This window comes from Pseudarthrobacter sp. SORGH_AS 212 (genome assembly GCF_030818145.1).
In the GTDB taxonomy this organism is placed as follows: domain Bacteria; phylum Actinomycetota; class Actinomycetes; order Actinomycetales; family Micrococcaceae; genus Arthrobacter.
The window spans coordinates 3,189,375-3,207,652 of record NZ_JAUTAA010000001.1 but is presented as its reverse complement, the minus strand read 5'-3'; the positions used below and the strand labels follow the sequence as shown (position 1 = coordinate 3,207,652).

Below are 18,278 nucleotides of genomic sequence, written 5' to 3'. Positions count from 1 at the left end.
GCCGGACCTCAGGCCCCGGCCGTCTCCTCGGCCGGGGCCTGGGCGTAGGACGCCGACACCCGCCGGTATACGGGAGTGAGGAAGGCCAGCAGCGCGGCCACGATCATGACGATTCCGGCCACCAGGAACACCAGGGCGATGCCCCGGGACGTCCCTTCGCCCAGAAGCGGCGCCAGCTGTGCCGCCCCTTCACCGGACCGTGCGTACGGGATGATCCAGAACTGGGCGATCGGTGCGATCAGGAAGGCTGTGATGGGGGCCGCCGCGGATTCGAAGGCCATGGCGAACCCGAACACCCGGCCCTGCTTGTTGAGCGGAACAACCCGTTGGATCACGGTCTGCTCGGCGGCCTCGACGCAAGGCACCAGTGCCAGGTACAGCCAGATTCCCACCACGTACAGCCAGGCCCATTCCCGGATAGTGAACAGGGCCCCGAGCGCACCCATGATGGCGACGGCGATCAGCAGGGTCCGCAGCGGATTGGCGCCGAGGCCGAACTTGCCGATCAGGGCACCACCCACAATGAATCCGGTGGAGCCCACGGCGAAGAACACGCCCCACAGCTCCACGGGGAACATCTCGAGCCCGTACGGGTCCATCAGGGCCATGTAGACGCCGCCGATGAAGTTGTTGAACGTGGAGAAGATGATCAGTGCGAACAACCCGGCAACGGCCAGCACGGCGGCGATGGAGCCGCGGAGGTCGAAGCCGCCCTGGGCGTCGCTGGCTGCCACCTGGCGTTCCTCGGGCAGGCGCAGGGTCAGCAGGTGCAGGAAAGCCAGGGCGGTAAGGACCACGGCGATAGCGATGGTCCAGCCCATGCCCAGGAGTCCCACGGACAGCCCGGACAGTACCGACGTCACGATGAAGGCAAGTCCCTGGACCATCCCCACCATCCCGTTGGCGTTGGCGCGCCGGTCCGGCTCGATGAGGATGGTGACGGTGGTGGACAGGGCCACGTTGCGCATGTTCTCCACCACCGCGCCCACCAGGATGATCAGCGTGAAGACCCAGAACCAGGGCTGCCCGAGGTCCAGCAGGCCGGCGCCGGGCGTCAGCAGGAACATCACGCCGGACAGCACGAACATCACCAGGGTGAACGCGGCGGCGAACCGCATGATGGCCAGCTTCCGGTAGCGGTCCACGAAGGTGCCGAAGCTGATGCTGGAGAGGGCGATCAGCAGCATGTAGGCGCCACCCACCACGCCCGTGGCGATCACGTTGCGGGTTTCCAGATAGACCCAGAACGTGAGGGCAAACCAGAGGTAACTGGTGGTGATGTTGGCCAGTGCCGTGTTGATCAGGATGCCCGCGAAGGTGCGCGAACGCTCCGCAGGGGTTCGTAGGGACGTGTCGGCTGCAGCTTCCTGCCCGGACATGGGTCCCAGTCTACTGAGAACCCGCTGCCGCGGACATGGCTGCCCCTCCCCTGCCTTTGCGGGGCTCCATTGCTCCAGGCACCGGCGCCCGGTCAGGCCGCCAGTTCGCCGCGGCGGAAGCGCAGCTCACGCAGGGCGCCGTTCAATGGCGATCCGGAGAACGGCAGAGCCTCCAGGTTGATTCCTTCAGCCGCCCCGAGGGCCATCTGGTTCGCGGACTTCGCAGCGCGTACAGGGAGTCCGATGTCGGCTGCGAACTGCTCCCAGTGCCGGGCTTTGAGGTTCTTGACCCGGCCGCCGATGGGCAGGGCCAGCGTGTCGTCGCCGTACACCAGGGTGCAGGGAACGTCGTAGACGGGCGACACAGCCCACGCTCCGGTTTCCCCTTGGAGGACCGACATGTTTTTGGCATGCAGGTCGCCGTTGCCGGTCAGCCAGGCGAAGACGCATTGCAGGTACAGGTTCCGGACGGCAACAGCCCTGGCCTTGCACACGCCGGTCAGCGCCAGGATGGCGTCTTCGGCACTGACGGCATACTTGGACGACGGCGGCAGGTTGAGGACCTGGGCAGCATCCTCGAGTGCCAGGCGGGCCAGGCCATCCTTTCCGGTCCGGTCGAAACGCTCCACCAGCAGGCCCTGTAATCCGTTCCGGTCCGTGACAACGGTGCCCTTTGCCACGGGGATCCGCAGGGCCTTGGCCGCGGCAAGGTGTGCGGCCTCGTTGGCCACGAGGTGCCGGTGGCGGGGCGGGTCCAGCTTGAGCAGGTAGCGGCGGCCCGCGAGGGAAAGAGGGGTGGTCAGCATCGATGCGCTGGCCTTGGCCTGGACCCCTGGGAGACCGTGCGGATCGACGGCGTCCGCGAGCGCGGCAAAGTCAAGTGCCTCCGGATGCGACGCTTCCGCCAGTGCCGGAGGTTCCACCGGGTCCTGGCCGGCGGCGACCACCTGGACGTCGCCCGGGGTGTCGGAACCAACCGCCAGGAGCAGGCTGAGTTCGTCCCCAAGGCTGGTTTTGATGGCGTCCTTGAGCACGGTCAGGCGGTGGCCTTCGGGCAGCAGGCCGGCGAAGAATGCGGGAACAGCGCCGCTCGGCGCTTCAACGGGTGCGTCCGTCAGCGGCAGTGAGTGGGATACGGCAGCCCCGCCCGCGGCCAGGTACGCGGGGGTGTAGGTGAAGACGATCCCGCCGTTGCCGCCGCGGTTCAGCTGTCCCGCAAGTACCCCGGCTTTGTAGACGTCCGCTTGGGCAACGAATTTGAGGCGCGCCAGGTCCTCAGTCATCGGCGGTCCTGAGGTGCAGCCCCACCGCGTTGGCCGCTGCGACGACGGTGGTCAGGGACGGATTGCCCGACCCCGTTTCGATGGCGTGAATGGTGCGGGGTGAGGTTCCGATCAGGTCGGCCAGCGTGCCCTGCGTGATTCCCGCTTCTTTTCGGGCCCGCCGGATGCCGGCACCTATGGCTGCCACATCCTCCACGCTGGACCCCTTCGGAAATATATTGCAGATCAATAATCCTGCCAGACAAATTCTGACTCAATAGCATGGATTCCGCAAGATATTGCAGATTTCTGCCTTCGCCGCCGCGGACGCACCTGGCCCAAGGTGCCATCGGCAATATCCTTCCGATTCTCCACCACAGATCAGACATAGGATGCTGCCATGAGGATTGCCGTTGCCGGTGGGACCGGGACCGTGGGACGCCATGTGGTGGACGTCGCCAAGCAGCGCGGGCACGGGGTGGTGAGCCTGAGCCGCGCCGGCGGAGTGGATTTGGCAACCGGCCGCGGCCTGGATGAAGCCCTGGCCGGCATCGACACGGTAATCGACGTTGCCGGCATCAACAGCACGGCCACCAAAAAGGCCGTGGACTACTTCACGAACGCCTCGCAGAACCTGCTGGCCGCGGAAGAGAAAGCCGGAGTGAAGCACCACGTGGTGTTGTCGATCGCGGGGATCGACAACGCACGCTCCGGCCTCTACGCCGGGAAGCTGGTGCAGGAGGACACCGTCCGGCATGGGGACGTGCCATGGACCATCCTTCGTTCCACCCAGTTCCACGAGTTCGTGCCGCTGGTGGTGCAGGTTGCCTCGGCAGGGCCGGTTGTCGTGGTCCCGAAGATGTTCACCGCCCCGGTGGCAGCCCGGGAGGTGGCCGAGGCCCTGGTGGACGCGGCTGAGGCCGGCCCGCGCGGGCGGCTCCCGGACCTCGGCGGCCCGCGCACGGAGCAGCTCGCCGGCCTGGTGCGGACCTACCTGCAAAAGACCGGCCAGCGCAAAAAGGTGGTGGAGGCTCCTTTTCCCGGCCCCATGGGCAAGGCGATGCGCAGTGGTGCGCTGATCCCGGTGGCGGGCGCCGCCGTCGGACGCCAGACGTTCCAGGAGTGGCTGGACGGGCTGCCCCGCTGACAGCGCACCTGCCCAGGCGCGGTCAGCCCGGCTGGCAGGACTGGGCGGGCCCGTAACGGAACCAGTCCGGCAGGGCGGCGGTGAAGGCCTCCCGGATGGCCGGCGTATTGGTGACAGTCCAGTCCACGCGGCCCTTGACCTCCACCTCGTTCTTGTCCCATTCGAACCAGTTGATCATCTTCAGCTGAGGGAATTCGGTGGCCAGGTCCGGGCTGAACAGCTGCTCCCACCAGGCACTCTTGATGTCCAGCTCGGCCGCACCGCCGGCGCCGGGAGCAAACAGCGCCGCGGATTCGGGGATGGCCACGGGTTTGCCGTGCTCCTGCCCATAGACGTGGTAGAAATCCGTCAGCAGGCTGTCGTCACCGTTGGCGCCCACGTAGTTGCCGGTGAGCTGGTCCGTGAACTTGTTGGCCTCGGGCAGTTCGTTCTCGCCCCACGGGTACTTTGCGCCCCAGTGGTAAAGGGACATGCCCACCCAGTCCACCGCGTCGTCGCCCGGGTAATACGGCGCGTAGGAATCGTCGGCCATGGTGACGGTGCCGTCGCCGTCAGTGTCCAGGGCGGCGAAGTCCGCGGTGTCCCGCTTGGCCTCGTACTGGCCGCCGGCGAACGGGTAGCCGCCGCCGTAGTTGGGCGCCCACATCATCGAGGAGCCCGGCGCCGTCGCATGGATGGCCTTTGCCATCCGGGTGAACGCGTCCACGTACGCGGCGGGCTGCTGGGACCACGGGTACCAGGAGCCGTTCATTTCATGGGCGAACCGGACCATCACGGGAACGCCGTCGTCGTTGAACGATGCCAGGTCTGCCGCGAGCGCGGCGACGGCCTCGTCTGTGACGGCGCCCAGGCCCTGCATGGGTTCAAGGGTGAGCAGCATGGTCTGGCCGTCGGCGCGGATCTGGCTGACCGCCTGGTCCAGGTGCGCCTTCTCCTCGGCCGTGTACGGGAACCCCGCGAAGGACACACTGACGGCGGGTTTGTGGCCGAGGTCGGCGGCGTACCGGGACAGGGGCTTGGCGTTCAGGTCCAGGTTCACGCCAAAGAGCGCGCCCGACGCCGGCACCTGGCTCTTGCGGTCCGGCACCTCGCAGCGCGGCAGGGAGGGGGTGGCCTGGGCAGCGTTGTCCCGGTCCGCCTGGTCACGGGAGGCGAGCCCGTTGGCGATGCTGGCAATGCCGATGCCGGCCGCTGCCACTGCTATCACCACGGGCAGGGCGAAGTCCTTGAGCGATGAGGGCGTGAACCGGCGCCGGGCGGGGTCCTTGGATGGGGTTTCTTCACCGGACATGAAGGGGTGGGCCGCCTTTCTGACCTGCGGTTTTACCCCCATCCTAGGGGGTGGCCCGGCAACCTGCCCGTCAAACAGGTGGTGCGGGACGGCAACGCGGCGAAAGTAGAGTACCCACTACTCGTGTTCCCTTTACCGGCGCCGCCTACATTCGAGGGAAGCCGCACATCACCGCGCGGCACGGAGCGTATTGGGGGAACAGGTGACAGTACAACCGGCAGTTGGCAGCAGGCGCATGGACCGGCCGGGGTTCCTGCTGGACCTGATCAGCGGCGCGGACACTGACCTGGAGTCCGTCCAGCGGCTGGCGGACAGCGCCGCTGTGGCACTCGCAGGATCGGCAGGGGTGCCGGTGGACGCCGCCGCAACCCTGACGCGGGCAGGAAACCTGCCTGCCACAGCCGGCAGCGCCACCCTTGCCTACAACGTGGCGTCGTCCGAAGACAGGTACAGCGACGGGCCCATGGCGCAGGCCGCCGCCTCCGCCGCGCCGGTCCAGGTCACCGGGGACAACTCATCGCAACGGTGGGAACCGTACCGCCGCAGGCTGGTGGGCGCCGGTTATGGAACGGCCCTTGCCGTTCCGCTCGCCCTGGATCCCCGGTCGTCCTGCGCACTGGTGTTCCTTGGTCCCGCAGGGTTCGAATTCACGCCGGAGCTGGCGGGCGAGGCCACCTGGTTTGCCGCCGTCGCGTCGCAAAGCATGAAGCTGGCCCTCGAGGTGCGCAGTGTGCGGTCCGCCGGTGACAACCTCAAGGCGGTGTTGGAGAGCCGGACCTCCATTGATGTTGCGTGCGGCGTGATCATGGCGCAGAACCGCTGTTCCTACACGGACGCGTTCGGCAAGCTGGCCGGCGTCTCGCGGCAGCGGAACCTCAAGGTGCGCAGCGTTGCGGAGAACGTCCTCAAGGCGCTGCCCAACGGGTCGCCGGCCACCCGGTTCGAGCCGCCCGCGCTGGCGTAGGGGGACGGAACTTCACATTTAGTGCCGGGCTTTGGCCCGGATGACTCCGGCGGCCAAAAGCCCCACGGCGCCGAGTGAGGCCAGCATGCCGCCAAGTGCTGCAACGTATTCGGTGATGCTCATCGCGTCCACTCCCTTTCCGAACTGCCTGATGAGCCCAACGTACGCGTCAACAGTCAAGGTTCCCCGAAGGATCGCCCGCGGGTTGGGTCAAGATTGGTGCAGACCAGAAGGCCTGGCTGCCCGCTGACGCACTGCATGCCTCGCAACGGCCCACAAACTGGTGCGGGCAATCCAGGTCCTGGCCGTCGGATGACGGCAGCCTCACACGCATGGCGGACCGCCTAACCCGCAACCGCGAACATGGCGATCCCCACAGCCACCAGAAGGGCTATGCCGAGGAACACGAATCCCTGGGCGGTTCCCTTGGCGGCACCGGGCATCCGGCGGCGCCCACGCTTCCTAACAATTATTTCAGCCATGCACCGAATGTACGGTGCGGCAATCCCCCACACACGAGAAGTGCGTACTTGTCTTGGTCGATTCCACTACTCGATTTAGCACCTGCCTGCCGCCGTCATGCCGGGTGCCCGCAGCTGAAACATCCAGCCGGGAGCGCGAATCAGACAGTATGCTTCAACAACGTTGACGTAACCGGGGCATGGCTGGGGGCACGATGCTATTCGACTGGGGAGCCCGCTACTTCCGCACGCTCGGGAGGAGTGGCCGCACGGTCCTGTTCCAGTTGCCGCTGACCGGCACCATGCTGCTGGTCATCCTCCTGGCATCGGTCCTGCACCCGGACCTGAAGTGGTCCGCGGCATTCGTTTCCTCCCTGGCTTTCCACGCCGTCCTGCTGGCCGCGTGCGCCGCCATCCCCTGGGACCGGCTGCCGGAGCGGGCGGTCCTCGCCATCCCCGTGCTGGACTGCCTGGCCGTCGGGTTGTCACGGGAAGCCGGCGACCAGTACTTGTCCGTGCTGAGCTTCCTGCTCGTCTTCCCGGTGGTCTGGCTGTCCCATGGCCCGCGCCGGGGCGGCGTGACTCTGGCGGTAATCGCGGCCATCCTCAGTGTGGCCCTCCCGCCCATGATTCTCGGTTCGGGCTTCACCAGCGCTTCGTTTATCCGGGCGGTGCTGCTGCCGGTCATCCTGGGCGCCATCGCCTTCACCACGTTTGGTGTGGCCAACGCCCTGCGCCTGCAACGGCACCGGCTGGAAGAACGGGAGGCGGAGGTCAGGGAACTCCTCGCGGCCAGTGAGGACCGGGAACAGCTGCTGGGCACCGTGATGGACACCGTCAGTGTGGACGTCTGGGCGCTTGACCGGGAGGGGCGGACCATCCTCACCAACCGCCACCACGGCAGCCTGTCCGGCGGGGCCGTCCAGCACGAGCCCGCCCCCGCGGAGGCGCACCGGCCCATTTTCGGGATTGACCGGAAGGAACCCCTTCCGCCTGAACAGCACCCCCGGGCACGCGCAGCGCAGGGGCAGTCCTTCACCGACGAGCTCGTATGGATCGGCACGGGCAACAGCCAGCGTGCCTACTCTGCCACGTGCCGCCTCATCCCGGGCTCCGACGGCCGGCAGGCGGGCGCTGTCCTGGCCCTCACGGACGTCACCGCCCTGGGTGGAGGCCCTTTCGGCCAAGGACCAGTTCGTGGCAAGCGTCTCCCACGAACTGCGCACGCCGCTGACTTCGATCCTGGGCTACCTGTCCATCGCCATGGACGAGGAGGGGCTGGACCCGGAACTGGAGCACTGCCTGGAAGTGGCCAAGCGCAACGCCGAGCGCCTGTTGAACCTGGTGGCGGACCTGCTGACCATCGCGTCCGGCACGCTCACCGTCCGGCCACGGCCGGCGGATCTGGCGGAGGTTGCCGCGCAGAGTGTGGACGCCGCACAGCCGCGGGCCACCTCCGGCGGAGTCACGCTCAGCCTGGAAACCGAGGGGCCCGCAGCGGGCCGCTTCGACCCGGACCGGCTGGGCCAGGCCATCGACAACCTGGTCTCGAATGCCATCAAATACACACCCAAGGGCGGCACGGTGACAGTGCGCGTGCGCAGGGAGGACGGCTACCTGGTGTGCGAGGTGGCAGATACCGGCGTTGGCATGACGGACGAGGACCTGGCGAACGCGTTCACGCGCTTCTTCCGGACGGCCAGCGCCCATTCGTCAGCGATTCCGGGCGCGGGCCTGGGCCTCGCCATCACCCGGTCCATCATCGAGAACCACCGCGGCAGCGTCACGCTGGCCAGCCGCCACGGCCAGGGGACCACGGCAAAACTGACTCTGCCCGAGTCGCATGCGGTGGAAGGATCCCCCGCCGGCACGAGGTAGCAAAGGCCAGGCACGGGAGAGGCCGGGCACCCGGAATAAAACCCGGCACCCGGCCTGTAGCCGAAACAGCGCTGCAGCGTCAGCCCTGCTTAACGAGGGCAGCCTCCAGGTTGATCTTCACCTTGTCGCTGACCAGCACTCCCCCGGCTTCCAGCGCGGCGTTCCACGTCAGGCCGAAGGCCTTGCGGCTGATCTCGGTTTCGGCGGAGAACCCGGCCCGCGTGGCACCGAACGGGTCCACGGCCACGCCGGTGAATTCAACCTCCAGTTCCACGGGCTGGGTGACGCCCTTGATGGTGAGGTCACCGCTGAGGGTGTAATCCTCGCCGTCGCCCGTGATGGACGTGCCGCGGAAGGTCATCTCCGGGTACTTTTCGACGTCGAAGAAGTCCTCGCCCTTGACGTGGCCGTCGCGGTTGGCGTCGCCCGAGTCAAAGCTGGCGGTGGCCACTGTTGCGCGCAGGCTGGAGTCCTGCAGGGAGTCACCAACCCGGGCTTCGGCCTCGGCCTGGGTGAAACGGCCGCGGACTTTGCTGATGCCTGCGTGCCGGACACTGAACCCGATCTCGCTGTGGGACATGTCCAGGGTCCACGTCCCGGGGGTCAGTTCCTGGGGAAGAGTCATGGCCAATCTCCTCTTGTTCGAAGGTCTGCGGGCACGGGCAGCCCGCCGCCGGCGTGTGCCGTCGTGGCCAGCCTATTCCCCGCAGCGCCGCCTGGGCAGGGCCGATGGGCCATAGTTCATCTGCCGGCTACCGGGCGGTCACCAGTTCACGTGCCTTCCCGGCAGCAGGCTTGGGCGCAGGGCGTACGACGGCGGGCTCAAGCCTTTGGTTTGCCCAGCGGCGGATGGGTGCCTCCACTAGCCGCGAGGAGGCGAACGCCAGCACCACGGTGAGGACGGCGGCGAACCCGACGCGGACGGACAGCGACGGCACGAGGGGAAGCAGCAGCAGGTAGACGGGAATGTGCCAGAGGTACATGCCGTAGGAGAGTTCGCGGCCGGGCCAGGCGAGCCAGGGGTGGCTGAGGACCCGGCCCAGGAAGCCGGCCGGCTGCAGGACCAGTGAGCCGATCAGCACCGCTGCCAGCAGCGAGAGCGTGGTGGGCCCCGCGGTCCAGAACACGGTGAACCAGGTGCCGGGCGTGTCCGGTTCCTTGAGCAGGAACAGCGCTGCCACCAGCACGGTCCCCGCGGCCGGGGCACCCCAGCGCGCGGCGGAGACCAGGGCGGCGTGCACCCGGGAGCCGTTGCGGACGGCGGTGAACAGCAGCGCGAGGGCGCAGCCGATCAGCAGTTCGTCGGCCCGGGTGTCCGGCCCGTTGTAGAGCCGGTTCAGCGGCGCGCCGGACGTCACCAGGGCGAAGCGTTCCAGCATGAACGCGGCGGCGAGTCCGGCCGTGGCCCACGCGGCGGTCCGCAGCTTGCAGTACCGGAGCCTGACCAGCAGGAGCACCGGCCACACCAGGTAGAACTGTTCCTCGACGGCGAGCGTCCAGGTGGGGCCGAGCGTCTCACCCGCTATCGAGTCGCCGAACGCTCCCACGTGCGCGAAGTTCATGACGTAGGCGGCGGCGGGAAGGATGAATCCTGCCTGGCCACCCCAGCCGGAAGCGGGGAAGACGAAGCCGACGACGGCGATCACCGCGCACAGTGCCAGCAGCGCAGGCCACAGCCGGGCCAGGCGTTTGGCGTAGAAGATCCCCATGCGGACGCGGCCCGTCGCGAGCCGCTCCTTCATGATCAGCAGCGTGATGACGAAGCCGCTGAGGGTGAAGAAAACGTCCACGCCAATGAAGCCGCCCGGCATCTGGGCGGTGAGGGTATGGAAGAAGAACACCCCCACAACGGCCACTGTACGGAGGCCGTCCAGGGAGTGCTTCCGCCCTGAGATGATGCTTGTTTGGTGCCCTGGGTTGTGCGCTGTTTTATGCGCGGACGCGCCCTCCGCAACCGACAAGTTTCCACTGCTTGACCTAAGAACCACCAAGCAAGCATATATAACGTTTCGGTAACTAGGCTAAATGGAGGCTGGGAAAAGCCTCCATGGATCACCCCGGAAGGAAGTAACCGGAGACGTCTGCGATCAGGTGCGTGGACCCGGCTGAGCGGTTGAACAGGGCGACTCTGCCGAATTCGCCGATCGGCGTGGTTACCGAGTTTGCAACGATCTGGCCCTTGTCGAAGTTGACGCTTGAGATGTCCGGGCGGGCTGCCGCCATCGGGTAGGCGGTGGCAAAACCGTTCGACGCCGCTTGGGCCACGGTGAGGTTCAGCACTATCGCGGGGGCACCCTCGGGAACGCCGTGTTCCCGGGCAGCCTGGAAAGACGTTGCCGTGTCCGGCAAGAGCGGGTAACCCGAGCGGGTGTCCAGGAAGCGCGTCGGGGCGGCCAGCGGCTGGAAGGTGCCACCCGCCGTTGGGGTTCCGGACAGGTAGTAGCCGGCGACGTCCGCTATCAGGTGGGTTGCCCCGTTGGAGCGGTTGTAGAGCATCACCTTCCCGTCCGGTCCCACCGGAACGGTCACGGAGTTGGGGATGATCTGCCCGGCGGCGAAGTTGATGTTGGAGGCGTCCGGACGGTTGACCCCTGATGGATAGGCGGTGATGAAGCCGTTGGACTTCGCTTCCGCCACCGTCAGGTTCAGTACGACAGCGGAAACGGTGGGCGGCAATCCGTTGGCGCCGGCCACCTGGAAGGCCCGGGCGGTATCGGGTGCGACGGCGGTGGTGCTGCGGGTGTCCAGGAACCGCTTGGGGTCAATTGACTTGAAGGCGCCCGCCGCCGTCGGGATCCCATCGCGGTAGTAGCCGGAGATGTCGGCAATGAGGTGCGTGGCCCCGGCGGACCTGTTGAAGAGCGTCACCTTCCCGTCCGCGCCTACGGGAACGGTGACGGAGTTGGCTACAATCTGGCCCTTGTCGAAGTTCACGTTGGAGGCATCCGGACGCGTGGTCCCCGAAGCATACGCAGTGACAAACCCGAAGGACCGGGCTTCGGCCACTGTTAGGTTGAAGACCACCGCGGACACCTTGGCCGGAATGCCGCCGCGGCCCGCCACCTGGAAGGAAACCGTGGAGTCTCGCGCCACGATGGAACTGGTCCGGGTGTCCAGGGCGCGGAACGGTGTGACGGTGATCAGCGAACCCGCCACTGGCGCCGTGGTGGAGGTGTATTTGTAAGTCCACTGGGCTGTGGCACCGGCCATCAACGTGTAGCCCGGGAGCGACCGTGCGAATACGCTGACAGTGCCTGACCCTGCGTGGGGGCCTGCGGGGAGGACGGTCCCGTCGTAACGGACGTACTCCACGCCCTGCGATTCTGGCACCGTGAGGGTGTCTGCAGCAGTGCCGTCCTTGTCGGAGAACGTCACGGCTGCGGGGATGACCGTATGTGCCGGAAGGTCCGCGGCCGTGAGGGCGAGGGCCTTGGCGGCGTCTGCCAGGCCGGCACCGCAGCCTTGGGGGCAGGCTACCGGCAGCGGCCGGGCCGTGGCCTTGATGCGGGCCTTCACCATGTCCGGGGTGTAGGTGCTTCCCACTTCGGACATAAGCATGGCCGCGATGGCGGATACATGCGGGGCGGCCATGGAGGTGCCCTGCAGGAATTCGTAAGCTTCGTCCTCGGGTACGGTCGAGCCGTAGTTGGAGGTGGAAAGAATTCCGTACCGATAGTCGGCGTCCATGTCGCCGCCTGGGGCAGTGACGTCGACGGCGGCGCCGTAGTTGGAGTACGGGGCGCGGCTTCCATCTGCTCCGGCGGCGGCCACGGTGATGACGTTCTGGCAGTTGGCCGGGCTTATCTCAGCTGCCGGGCGGCCGGTGTTACCCGCGGCCACCACCACTGCGGTGCCGGCATTATGGGCGAAATTGATGGCGTTCTGCTCGGTAACGGAGCAGGCGGAGACTCCACCGAGGCTGAGGTTCACCACGTTGGCGCGGTTCGGGTTGGCAGGTACGCTGGCGACGCTCCCGCCGGCGGCCCAGACGATGGAGTCCGCCACGTCCGAGATGTAGCCGCCGCAGGAGCCGATGGCGCGGATGGGCAGGATCTTGGCAGCCGGCGCGGCGCCGGTGATGCCGTCGTTGTTGTTGCCGACGGCCGCAACAATTCCGGCCACGTGGGTTCCATGCCAGGAGGAGCGCGAGGCCGGGGAGCCGGCCTCGCACTGGCCGTCGCCGGCCCAATCGCCCTGGTCCTGCGGATTGGCATCGCGTCCGTCGCCGTCGCGCGCCCACTCCGGGTTGGACAGCATGTCGTAGCCGGCAAGGACGTTGGGGGCCAAGTCTGGGTGATACGTGATACCGCTGTCCACGACGGCAACTACGGCACCCTCGCCACGGTTGTTGTCCCAGGCACCCAGCGCCCGGATGCCGGCACGCTCGTCCCAAAGGCCCCACTGCAAGTCAAACCCTGGATCATTGGGGTTGGCCGCGGTGGCCCGGACGATGGTGTCCGGCTCGGCGTAGGCCACGTCGGGGCTGGAGCGGAGTGCCGCAAGGAACGTGTCAGCGTCGGCACCCTGAAGTGACTTGCCGGTTTTCACCACCTGCGCACCGGTAGCGGTGGCCCGCACGTACTGGGCGGCGGTGCCCACGCGGCCTGCGGCTGACCGTGCGGCCTGGGACGTCACCGCTGCTTCGGAAGCAATGTTTCCGCGGCTCTTGAGGCCCACAATGAACTGGTCAGTGGGGGCCTGGGTTGAAGCGGCCCGGGAACTCGGGTCCCGCAGGGGAAGCTCGGCAGCCGCGGGCTGCTGGGCGGGCTGGGGTGGCTCGGTGGCCTGGGCGGGAAGGGCCGTCAGGGCAGCACCGGCAAGTACGGTGACCAGCGTGAGGGCAGCGGCAGCGAAGGGCCGGGGGTTGAACATGGGCGGGCATCCTTGAGACGGGCGCGGGCCACGAACAAGGGGCCTGGCGCGGACAGCCGGGAATCACCAGCTGACCCCCGCCCTGATTATAGCCATCGAGTTGACTATTCGGAGGACATTACGAGAGTACATGCCCTGTTCGCCCGCAGGGGCGTCCGTCCAACTTCCGCCCCAGCTCACTCCATCTTCTTGAGTGGGACTCGGGGACAGAGCCTAGAACAACGACAAAGTCCCGAGCGAAGGCATCGTTTCCACGTCCCCCGATACTGAACGGTTAGAACCGTGTGCCGCTCGCAGCAAGGAGCACCTGGCACGAGGTTGCCTCCCACGACAGGCTTGGCGACTTTATGTGATGGTACGGTCGCGTCTAGGAGGTCACCAGTGCAGCTTTCGGAACTATCGCGCCAGTCGCGAGTACCCGTGCCATCAATCAAGTTCTACTTGCGTGAAGGCCTGCTTCACCGTGGGCAGCCTCTCTCGCCACGTACGTCTGCTTACGACGCGAGTCATTTGCGGCGGCTGGAACTGGTCAAAATACTTATCGACGTCCAAGGGCTGTCCGTGGCGGGCACCCGAAAAGTGCTGGAGGCGGTGAATACGGCTACCATCGACGAGGCGGCATCAATTCGCCTGGGAGTTGCGGCGCTGTCAGCAGATCGCGTCGGCCCCCAGAATCCACAGGAGTCCGCGCCACCAGAATTAGTATCTGAGCTCGGCAACCGGCACGGCATGGATGATCCGAACATTTGCGCCCTGACCCAGGCTTTGGATACTGCTGTAAAGGCGGGCACACCAGTGGACCCGGCCACACTCACACTCGCGTGGGAGCTGCTGGTCAAACTGGCAGCGGCGACACTTACCGACCTTCCGGCGGATCCTACCGATGCCGCGGAGCATGTCGTCATCGGCACGGCAATTCATGACCGGTTGATTTCCGCACTTTGGTTTCTTAGCCGTCGGGAGGCCGCGGAAAGACTCGTCGCGAACAGAGCGGGGTCGATCTGTCAGGGCCGTTGAACTAAAACTAACGCTTCTGTTCAGTGAATCGGACTCCTCCTCCGTCCTTCAATAGCAGGCGCAGGGCCCAGGACCAGCGCAAGGGATATTCCGTCAACTTCCTGAAGCCAGTAATCACATTCCGTGGTGCCGTCGAACGCGTGTTTGCCCCATCCGGTCCCCGGGACGCGGGGCAGCCCGAATTCACCTGGTGCCGGCCTCCGGCGGGCGTTGCCGCTGGCCTTCCAATAGGCTTCGGCCACGGCCCAGTGTCCAATGGAGGGCTGAAAGGTCGCCTCGGTGGTCCTTGCCAGCCAGCGCAGCGCAGCTGGACGGTGGACATGCCGTTGCACGTCTATGCCCACAGGCAGCGAGCACCGCGCCACCGCCAGGCAGCCCGGGGTGTGGCTGGCGCTCCACCACGCCAGGCACGAGCTGCAGAAGTTCTGACCGGTTTCCCCTTCCGTATCCAGAGCGGGCGACAAGCAGCACTGTCCGCTCTTCTGCAGCAGGCGGATCATCCTGCGCCCCTCGCCCATTCGTGGCGGACCCGCTTCTTCTCCGGCGCGGGTCCGCCACGCCTCCAATCCGCCCCGCCTATCCATGGCAGGCGGACGGCCGAGCCCAGAAAGCTTCACTATGTCCACGAGTGTTTCCTAGGCTTGGACCACCACGGACTGATAGCTGCCACCGATCTCCATCGAATTCACCAAAACCCGGAATGGTTGCGCGCCGTCAAGGGCGGCTGCTCCGTCTGCTCCGGATACGAAATGAGTTGTCCCGGGAACCTGTGCGCGTGCCTTCATCCACAGTGCCTGTTGCACGCCAAGGAGCGCCGCTGAGGACTGGGTGTCACCCAGGACCGCCTTTGGAGCGCTGACCACGGCCTGCGTCAGGTGGAGGCTGTTGATGGCCCGGCGCTCAAGCTGGTCGATCTGGTCCCTGCCCGGCGCAGCAGCAATGACCACATCGATGTCGCAGGGTTCCAGCCCGGCTGACCGGATGGCTTGGTACATTGCCAGCCTCCACGCTGTGGGGTCCTGTTTGATGTTGCCGCAGCCGCTGTCGTCTCCAGCGAAACCAAACCCCAGTATCCGGGCCGGAGGCACCGCCTGGACGTGGTCCGTGGATTCCAGCAGCATCGCGGCGGCTGCACCGCTGTAGAGGCGGCCGCTGTTGCCAAAGGGCCGGAGTGTGTCCTTGCTGAGGTAGCCGTCAATGCGCGCGTAGCCAGCCAACAGGGCAGTGGACGCTTCATCCGCCGACAGGACAATCACACGATCGCAGGAGCCGGAGGCAATCAGCTGGTGGCCGAAGTGCAGGGCGCTGACAGCGCTGGTGCTTCCGGCACAAAACGTCGCTGTAGGTCCCCTCAGTCCGTGAAGCAGGGCGACATGGCCGGCGGAGGCGTTCATCACGGTGTTGGGGAACAGCCTGGTGTTGCCTGCCCCCTCGGTAATGAGGCCGCGTTGGAAAGCCTCCACCGTAGACATCGGTCCCGAAGCAGTGGCAAAGATGAGCCCGGTTGTTTGGAGCTCGGTACGGCTGAGCGGCCTTTCCTTGAGCAATTGCCCCACCACCGATGCCGAGCGTTTGCTGAGGGCATCGAGGCGTCGGAGTGCAGTGGGGTTGATGCCTGATTTCTGCACGGATTCCGGTACTTCCCCGATGGGGAAGGGGCCGTATTCGTCGATGGTTACCGAACTGTTGCCGTAAAGCGGGGTCCCGGAGAACAGTGCTTCGGCTACGGCCTCGGAGTTTCCGGCAGGACCCACCATGGATGCCACAGCGGTGATACCCACCTGCCGTGCCGCGGGCGCTGCCCGTTCGCCGGCGTTGGCCTTGCTGCGGAAAACCAGCGTCGAGTTGTTGCCGCCGAACGCAAACGAGTTGGACAGGGCCAGGGAGATGGCTGCCGGGCGCCCGGAGCCCGGCACGGCATCGAAATCGAGCGTTTCTTCGAAATCGTCCGGGACCACCGTGGGCGGAAGGACCTGTTCACGCAATGCCATGACGGTGGTAACGGCTTCAACTGCTCCGGCGGCGCCCAGCGTGTGGCCGATCATGGACTTGGTGGAACTCATGGGGATGTTGTTCTCGCCAAGGTGGAGCAGAATCTTCTTCTCGCCACCGTCGTTGGCAGGAGTGCCCGTGCCGTGGCCGTTGATGTAATCGATCTGCTCTGCCGTGGCGTCGGCCATCTCCAGGGCAGACATCATTGCAGAGAGGGCACCACGGCCGCGCGGATCGGGCGCGGTGGGGTGGTGGGCGTCCGCCGACAGGCCGTATCCGGACAGGACAGCCAGGACGGGAGCTTTGCGGGCATGGGCGGATTCGGCCCTTTCCAGGATCAGGAATCCGGCACCTTCCCCGAGGGTGAGGCCTTCGCTTTTGCTGTACGGGGCGCAGTCTTTCGGTGATAGGGCACCCAGGCAGGAGAACCCGCCGAACGACAAATAGGCCAATGGGTCCACGCCGCCGGCCACCACCATGTCCGCTGCCCCGGTCCGGAGGTACTCCATGCCGTTGGCGATGGCCACCGACCCTGCTGCACACGCATTTGAGTGCACCGTCCGTGGCCCGAAGAGCTTGAAACGCGCGGCCAGGTAGTCGGCCGTGGCGTGCAGCGGGTACTGGCGCAGGAGCCCGGCGTCTGCCTGCCGCAGGCCCCGGGCGAGCCACTGGCGATGAAATTCCTCTCCCCTCCGCGCACCGCCGAGCGATGTGCCGATGGCCAGCCCCACCCGATGGTTTTGGTAGGGACTATCGACGGCCAAACCCGCTGTTGTCAGCGCTTCTTCGAGGGCGATGCGGCTGAGGATGATGCTGCGGTCATCGTCGTCGTCGGCATCCACGTGCTTGGAGCGCACCTCACCCGCCCGGGTGCTGATCAGCCCGGGGTGGGGTACCACGCTGACCGTGGAGAGTCCGGACTTTCCGTCAGCAATGTTTTGCCAGCATTCGTCCGCCGTGTCGCCCACCGCGGTCATCATCCCGATGCCGGTAACTACGATTGTCATGTCTTATCCGCCGATCTGCTGGGTCCAGGACTGCGGGTCAACGGCGGGACGGGCCACTGTGGACAGGGTCCGGCCCCCGGCAACGAGCGTCAGCCCGGGAACGCAGTACGGGACGTCGAGGAGCAGGAGCCCGAACCCGGAGTCGAGGCCCGCCCGCGCCGTGGCGGTCTGGACCTGGCCCACCGTGACTCCCTCGTCAGTGACGGCGGTCCCGGCTTCCGGGAAGTCTGCGTTGTCGCTCACCGCTGCCACAACTTTCCGGCCCGGCGCTTCAAGCTGGACGCCGGCTTTGCCCCGGTATTCGTCGTCGCGGTTTGGCGTGGCCATCCACTGGATGCCTGCTTCGAAAATGTTCAGGCCCTGGGCCTGGGAGGGCAGTACCGGGTGGTTCACTTCGGCCTGGGCGCGGTGGAGGACCTTCTTGTCGATGCGGCCGCCACCAATGTCCTGGGCGCGTCCCACCAGCCGGTCGAACGCGGAAGACCCGGCGGCGGACGTGATGACCAGGTAGCCGTATTCGGCGGTGGTGCCGATGCGGACGAGCATGCAGGCGGTTCCGTTGAGCGTGCCACGGCGCCATTCGTTGAGGAGGATTTCGGAGATGGGCTCGTCAGTGACGTCCTCTGCGACCTGCCAGGACAGCGGGCCTTCAACGGCGAGGACGGCAGCCAGGTCTTCTGCGTCCTCGGCGAAGGTGCCCTCCAGGCCAAGGCTTTCGATGGCGGCCAGGGCCACCGGCAGCAGCGGTGCCTGCGAGTCCGCGATGACCACGGCGGCTTCGTCATCCAGCACCACCAGTGCTGACCCCTCCACGTTCCCGGCCTCGCCAAGGATCAGGGATTCGACGACGGTGCCGGGTTCAGCGAATTCAGTCTGCTTGGCGAGCAGCCAGGACAGGAGTTCAACACGATGGGTTCCCGTGAGCCGGAGGACTTCGCCGCCCCGGTTGTAGACGGCGGCGGTGTTGCGGATTGCTGCGTAGCTTTCCTCGGTGGTGAGCATGGTTTC

General features: G+C 66.5%; 15 protein-coding genes. 4 read left to right on the top strand and 11 right to left on the bottom strand.

Annotation, left to right across the window (positions count from 1 at the left end):
* Positions 1-8: 8 nt before the first annotated feature.
* From QE394_RS14650 to QE394_RS14640, 3 genes are all read right to left on the bottom strand, one after another.
* On the bottom strand, positions 9-1,379 hold the full coding sequence (locus tag QE394_RS14650) for an MFS transporter (protein WP_349034928.1): 1,371 nt from the start codon (positions 1,377-1,379) through the stop codon (positions 9-11).
* 92 nt (positions 1,380-1,471) lie between these two features.
* Positions 1,472-2,662 (bottom strand): HipA domain-containing protein, encoded by a 1,191-nt coding sequence (locus QE394_RS14645; RefSeq protein ID WP_349034927.1) that lies wholly within the window; start codon positions 2,660-2,662, stop codon positions 1,472-1,474.
* Positions 2,655-2,858, bottom strand: coding sequence for a helix-turn-helix transcriptional regulator (locus QE394_RS14640; protein WP_261619929.1), 204 nt, complete (start codon positions 2,856-2,858; stop codon positions 2,655-2,657). The genes QE394_RS14645 and QE394_RS14640 overlap by 8 nt, the downstream gene beginning before the upstream one ends.
* Before the next feature lie 183 nt (positions 2,859-3,041).
* On the opposite strand from QE394_RS14640, the gene QE394_RS14635 reads away from it, so the two are divergent.
* Positions 3,042-3,788, top strand: a complete 747-nt coding sequence (locus QE394_RS14635) for an NAD(P)H-binding protein (RefSeq protein WP_349034926.1) — start codon at positions 3,042-3,044, stop codon at positions 3,786-3,788.
* Positions 3,789-3,810: 22 nt separating this feature from the next.
* Here QE394_RS14635 and QE394_RS14630 read toward each other — a convergent pair whose 3' ends face one another.
* Positions 3,811-5,079 (bottom strand): glycosyl hydrolase, encoded by a 1,269-nt coding sequence (locus tag QE394_RS14630; protein ID WP_349034925.1) that lies wholly within the window; start codon positions 5,077-5,079, stop codon positions 3,811-3,813.
* 202 nt (positions 5,080-5,281) lie between these two features.
* On the opposite strand from QE394_RS14630, the gene QE394_RS14625 reads away from it, so the two are divergent.
* Positions 5,282-6,043 carry an ANTAR domain-containing protein gene (locus tag QE394_RS14625; protein ID WP_349034924.1) on the top strand — a complete coding sequence of 254 codons (762 nt, stop codon included), beginning with the start codon at positions 5,282-5,284 and terminating at the stop codon, positions 6,041-6,043.
* A gap of 344 nt (positions 6,044-6,387) precedes the next feature.
* Here the strand turns inward: QE394_RS14625 and QE394_RS14620 are convergent, their stop codons facing one another.
* Positions 6,388-6,525 (bottom strand): hypothetical protein, encoded by a 138-nt coding sequence (locus QE394_RS14620; protein ID WP_156368304.1) that lies wholly within the window; start codon positions 6,523-6,525, stop codon positions 6,388-6,390.
* A 464-nt stretch (positions 6,526-6,989) separates the two neighbouring features.
* Positions 6,990-7,691 (bottom strand): hypothetical protein, encoded by a 702-nt coding sequence (locus QE394_RS14615; protein ID WP_349034923.1) that lies wholly within the window; start codon positions 7,689-7,691, stop codon positions 6,990-6,992.
* Positions 7,692-7,701: 10 nt separating this feature from the next.
* Here QE394_RS14615 and QE394_RS14610 point away from each other — a divergent pair, with 10 nt between their 5' ends.
* The gene (locus tag QE394_RS14610) at positions 7,702-8,382 is read left to right on the top strand and encodes a HAMP domain-containing sensor histidine kinase (protein ID WP_349034922.1); all 681 of its coding nucleotides are present in this window, start codon (positions 7,702-7,704) and stop codon (positions 8,380-8,382) included.
* 79 nt (positions 8,383-8,461) lie between these two features.
* Here QE394_RS14610 and QE394_RS14605 read toward each other — a convergent pair whose 3' ends face one another.
* The 3 genes from QE394_RS14605 to QE394_RS14595 form a co-directional block, all read right to left on the bottom strand.
* On the bottom strand, positions 8,462-9,007 hold the full coding sequence (locus QE394_RS14605; RefSeq protein WP_349034921.1) for a YceI family protein: 546 nt from the start codon (positions 9,005-9,007) through the stop codon (positions 8,462-8,464).
* A 127-nt stretch (positions 9,008-9,134) separates the two neighbouring features.
* Positions 9,135-10,370, bottom strand: a complete 1,236-nt coding sequence (locus QE394_RS14600) for an acyltransferase (RefSeq protein WP_349034920.1) — start codon at positions 10,368-10,370, stop codon at positions 9,135-9,137.
* A 64-nt stretch (positions 10,371-10,434) separates the two neighbouring features.
* A complete protein-coding gene (locus QE394_RS14595; protein WP_349034919.1) occupies positions 10,435-13,254 on the bottom strand; it encodes a S8 family peptidase in 2,820 nt (939 codons plus the stop codon).
* 381 nt (positions 13,255-13,635) lie between these two features.
* Here QE394_RS14595 and QE394_RS14590 point away from each other — a divergent pair, with 381 nt between their 5' ends.
* Positions 13,636-14,271, top strand: a complete 636-nt coding sequence (locus QE394_RS14590) for a MerR family transcriptional regulator (RefSeq protein WP_349034918.1) — start codon at positions 13,636-13,638, stop codon at positions 14,269-14,271.
* 635 nt (positions 14,272-14,906) lie between these two features.
* On the opposite strand, the gene QE394_RS14585 is transcribed toward QE394_RS14590, so the two are convergent.
* Together QE394_RS14585 and QE394_RS14580 are read right to left on the bottom strand one after the other, a co-directional pair.
* Positions 14,907-17,270, bottom strand: coding sequence for a beta-ketoacyl-[acyl-carrier-protein] synthase family protein (locus QE394_RS14585; RefSeq protein WP_349034917.1), 2,364 nt, complete (start codon positions 17,268-17,270; stop codon positions 14,907-14,909).
* A 3-nt stretch (positions 17,271-17,273) separates the two neighbouring features.
* Positions 17,274-18,272, bottom strand: a complete 999-nt coding sequence (locus QE394_RS14580; protein WP_349034916.1) for an aminomethyl transferase family protein — start codon at positions 18,270-18,272, stop codon at positions 17,274-17,276.
* Between the last annotated feature and the right edge of the window lie 6 nt (positions 18,273-18,278).

Coding starts and splice junctions, on each gene's coding strand:
- QE394_RS14595 (WP_349034919.1), bottom strand. CDS start 13,254: ATGTTCAACCCCCGGCCCTTCGCTGCCGCTGCCCTCACGCTGGTCACC.
- QE394_RS14630 (WP_349034925.1), bottom strand. CDS start 5,079: ATGTCCGGTGAAGAAACCCCATCCAAGGACCCCGCCCGGCGCCGGTTC.
- QE394_RS14645 (WP_349034927.1), bottom strand. CDS start 2,662: ATGACTGAGGACCTGGCGCGCCTCAAATTCGTTGCCCAAGCGGACGTC.
- QE394_RS14580 (WP_349034916.1), bottom strand. CDS start 18,272: ATGCTCACCACCGAGGAAAGCTACGCAGCAATCCGCAACACCGCCGCC.
- QE394_RS14635 (WP_349034926.1), top strand. CDS start 3,042: ATGAGGATTGCCGTTGCCGGTGGGACCGGGACCGTGGGACGCCATGTG.
- QE394_RS14585 (WP_349034917.1), bottom strand. CDS start 17,270: ATGACAATCGTAGTTACCGGCATCGGGATGATGACCGCGGTGGGCGAC.
- QE394_RS14620 (WP_156368304.1), bottom strand. CDS start 6,525: ATGGCTGAAATAATTGTTAGGAAGCGTGGGCGCCGCCGGATGCCCGGT.
- QE394_RS14650 (WP_349034928.1), bottom strand. CDS start 1,379: ATGTCCGGGCAGGAAGCTGCAGCCGACACGTCCCTACGAACCCCTGCG.
- QE394_RS14605 (WP_349034921.1), bottom strand. CDS start 9,007: ATGACTCTTCCCCAGGAACTGACCCCCGGGACGTGGACCCTGGACATG.